General features: G+C 46.0%; 5 protein-coding genes. All 5 read left to right on the top strand.

The features are described from left to right. A partial coding sequence (locus VIM87_RS24830) for a DUF4097 family beta strand repeat-containing protein (protein WP_331999599.1) occupies positions 1 to 594 on the top strand: 594 nt, incomplete at its 5' end. Positions 595 to 669: 75 nt separating this feature from the next. Further along, a complete protein-coding gene (locus VIM87_RS24835; RefSeq protein WP_331999600.1) occupies positions 670 to 1,404 on the top strand; it encodes a head GIN domain-containing protein in 735 nt (244 codons plus the stop codon). A gap of 137 nt (positions 1,405 to 1,541) precedes the next feature. Further along, positions 1,542 to 2,033: a YajQ family cyclic di-GMP-binding protein gene (locus VIM87_RS24840; protein ID WP_331999601.1), complete on the top strand. Its 492-nt coding sequence runs from the start codon at positions 1,542 to 1,544 to the stop codon at positions 2,031 to 2,033. Between the two features lie 116 nt (positions 2,034 to 2,149). After that, positions 2,150 to 2,404 (top strand): type B 50S ribosomal protein L31, encoded by a 255-nt coding sequence (locus tag VIM87_RS24845; protein WP_089914679.1) that lies wholly within the window; start codon positions 2,150 to 2,152, stop codon positions 2,402 to 2,404. Positions 2,405 to 2,472: 68 nt separating this feature from the next. Beyond that, the coding region (locus VIM87_RS24850; RefSeq protein WP_331999602.1) for a putative sugar nucleotidyl transferase at positions 2,473 to 3,239 on the top strand (767 nt) is incomplete at its 3' end.

The raw sequence follows: 3,239 nt of genomic DNA on the forward strand, positions 1-3,239 counted from the left end.
TATGCGATCAGGGAAGCCGGCAAAACGCTGGAGATGGACCTGAATTATTGCAATAAAGGCAAAATAGATAAAGCCGCTGACCTGCAGATCAAAGCTAACTATTCAGACATACGCTGTGATGCAGCCGATAAGCTGGATACCAAATCCAACTACTCTGATTATACCTTAGGCAGTGTGGGAACATTGATCACAAAAGCCAATTACAGCGATTATAAGATAAGGCAGGTGGGCAGCCTGAGTGCTACTGCCAATTACAGCGACTTCAATGTTGCTAACCTGCGGGAAAACCTGGATGCGCGGCTTACTTATGGAGATATGAAAGTAAAAGAGATCCAGAGCGCTTTTAAAGGCGGGGATATTCAGCTTAATTACAGTGATATTGACCTGATCTTTGCGCCTAAGGTGGCGCTGCGCCTGAGTATTAATTTAAACTATGGAGACCTGGGCATAGACGGGCTACCGGTAAAAAATGTAAGCTCTGTTAAAAAGAATACCCGCCTGGCTTACAGCGCTACCACGGCCAGTGGCAGCGAACAATCGCCTATGCTCAATATCAATGGCTCACAGAGCGATGTGAATATGAAGGAGCAATAACGTTAACGTATATACGGTCATTCCAAAACCTTTGTATAAACCAAAAACATTCACCGATCTTAAAAATTCTTAGTCATGAAAAAATCTATATGGTTCCTGAGCATTCCGTTGCTGGCTGCTGTTATGGTATTCTCCTCATTTGTTGTACGGCAGGAGCGTGAGCGTGTGAAAGGAAATGGCGATGTAAAGCAGGAAAAACGCCAGGCAACTGCTTTTAAAGACATCGGCACCTCCGGTGAGTTTAAGGTATATATACAGCAGGGTGGTACCCACTCCATAGAAGTAGAGGCCGAAAGCAACCTGCTGCCTTACATTGTAACAGAGATCGATGGAAAAGAGCTGGAGATCAAAGTGAAGAAAGGTTACTCCATTAAACCCACTCAACCGATAAAGGTATATGTAACTATGGAGCAGGTTAATGAGCTGGCCGCCAGCGGTTCCGGTGGTTTTTACAGCAAAGGCAAGCTGAAGACCGACGAGCTTGAGATTTCCGTAAGCGGCGCGGCAGATACAGACCTGGATGTGGATGCAAAGAATGTGAAAGTAGCGGTATCCGGCGCCGGCAATGTAAAGCTGAAAGGCAGCTCCACTGCAGCGCATTACAGTGTTTCCGGCAAGGCAGATATTGCCGCTTTTGACCTGCAGTCAGATGATGTGCACATTGGTATTTCCGGCAGCGCTAATGCCAGTGTAAATGCGGCCAAAAAATTAGAAGTAGGCGTTTCCGGCATGGGGAACGTAAAGTATAAAGGCAATCCTGCGATCTCCCAGTCGGTTTCCGGTATGGGCAGAATTTCAAAGGAAGGCTAAACGCGCTACACCTATGCCGGTCTCTACCGGTAAGGTAGTTGGATAACAAGTTTAATATTTAACGGTTATTCCCGTCCCTCTCAAGGGCGGGAATTTTTTTTATATTTGCCGGAATCAATTATTAAAGTATTTCAATTATGCCATCCTTTGATATTGTTAGCAAAATAGATCTGCAAACGCTGGATAATGCCATTAACACGGTAAAGAAGGAGATCACCACCCGTTTTGACTTCAAGGATTCCCATGTAAGCATTGAGCTGAATAAAAAAGACCTGGTGCTGAACCTGGAAGTGGAAAGTGATATGAAGCTGAACCAGGTAATAGAGGTGCTCATCAGCCGTACTATGCGCCAGGGCCTGGATGCCACTATTTACGACCAGAGCAAGGAACCTTACCAGAGCGGGAAAGTATACAAGAAGGAGGTGCCTGTACGTAACGGCATTAAACAGGAAGATGCCAAGAAGATCGTGAAAATGATCAAGGATTCCGGTTTAAAGGTACAGGCCGCCATTATGGACGATATTGTACGCGTAACAGGCAAGAAAATAGATGATTTGCAGGATGTTATACAAAAATGTAAGGAGGCGAACCTCGGTATTCCCCTGCAGTATGTGAACATGAAATCGTAAATCGGGCACCCGGTATTGGCTATTTAAAATATTCTGTTTACCTTTGCCGTCCGTATTAAATAAAAAATAACAATCAGATGAAACCATCGTTTCGTCTGGCAAAAACAAATAAAATAATGAAACAGGGTATCCATCCAGAAAGTTACAGGTTTGTAGTATTCAAAGACATGTCTAACGGATTCAGCTTTTTAAGCCGTTCTACTGCTCCTTCCCGTGAGACTGTTAAATGGGAAGACGGTAATGAGTATCCGTTGATTAAGCTGGAAATTTCCAACACTTCTCACCCTTTTTACACTGGTAAGAATGTATTGGTTGATACTGCCGGCCGTATCGATAAATTCAACAAACGCTACGCTAAAAGCGCTAAATAAGCTTTTTAACAAATATTTTCCATCCCACTGGCTTTTGTCGGTGGGATTTTTTTATTTTTAGCTCCCGTATGGAGCGTAACTACATTCTTTTTGACACGCCCGCCCGCGATCTTTTATATCCCTTCACCTACACAAGACCTGTAGCTGCCTGCAGGGTCGGTATCCTTACTATTCAGGAAAAATGGGAACAGTGGCTCCAAGCGCCTGTATGCCACTTTACAATGTCTTACCTCCAGGAAAAATACCCCCTGCGGCTAGGTACCGCCAATATTGAGCATGTGCTGATCAACGGGCATATTGTGCCGGATAAAGCGCTGGTTGATACCATTGCCTCCCTGAAGGCCGGGCAGGAGCTGTATAAGAAGAACCATCTGCTGGTGAAGATAGTGCCCGGTAATGACCTTACCCTGCCAGCCGAGGACCGTAAGAACTATAACGGACCGGTAGATACCCTGGACCTGCCCTGGCAGATCTTCGGCCTGAATGATAAAGCTATCCGGGAAGATTTTGCCCTGCTGACCGCCGGGCGTACTTCTGCGCCTATACCGGCCTCTAACCAGGTAACTGCAGCTGAAAATATTTTTATAGAAGCAGGCGCCGTGGTAGAACATTGCGTGCTGAATGCTGGTACCGGCCCTATTTACATTGGAAAGGACGCTCACCTGATGGAGGGCTGCCTGGTAAGAGGGCCGCTGGCTATGGGAGAAGGAGCGGTATTAAAGATGGGCACCAAAGTGTATGGCGCTACTACCCTGGGCCCTGGCTGTACCGGCGGGGGAGAGATCAAGAATGTAATGATGTTCGGTTACTCCAACAAGGGGCATGATGGTTACCT

The sequence above is a fragment of the Chitinophaga sp. genome (assembly GCF_036569125.1).
GTDB lineage: Bacteria > Bacteroidota > Bacteroidia > Chitinophagales > Chitinophagaceae > Chitinophaga.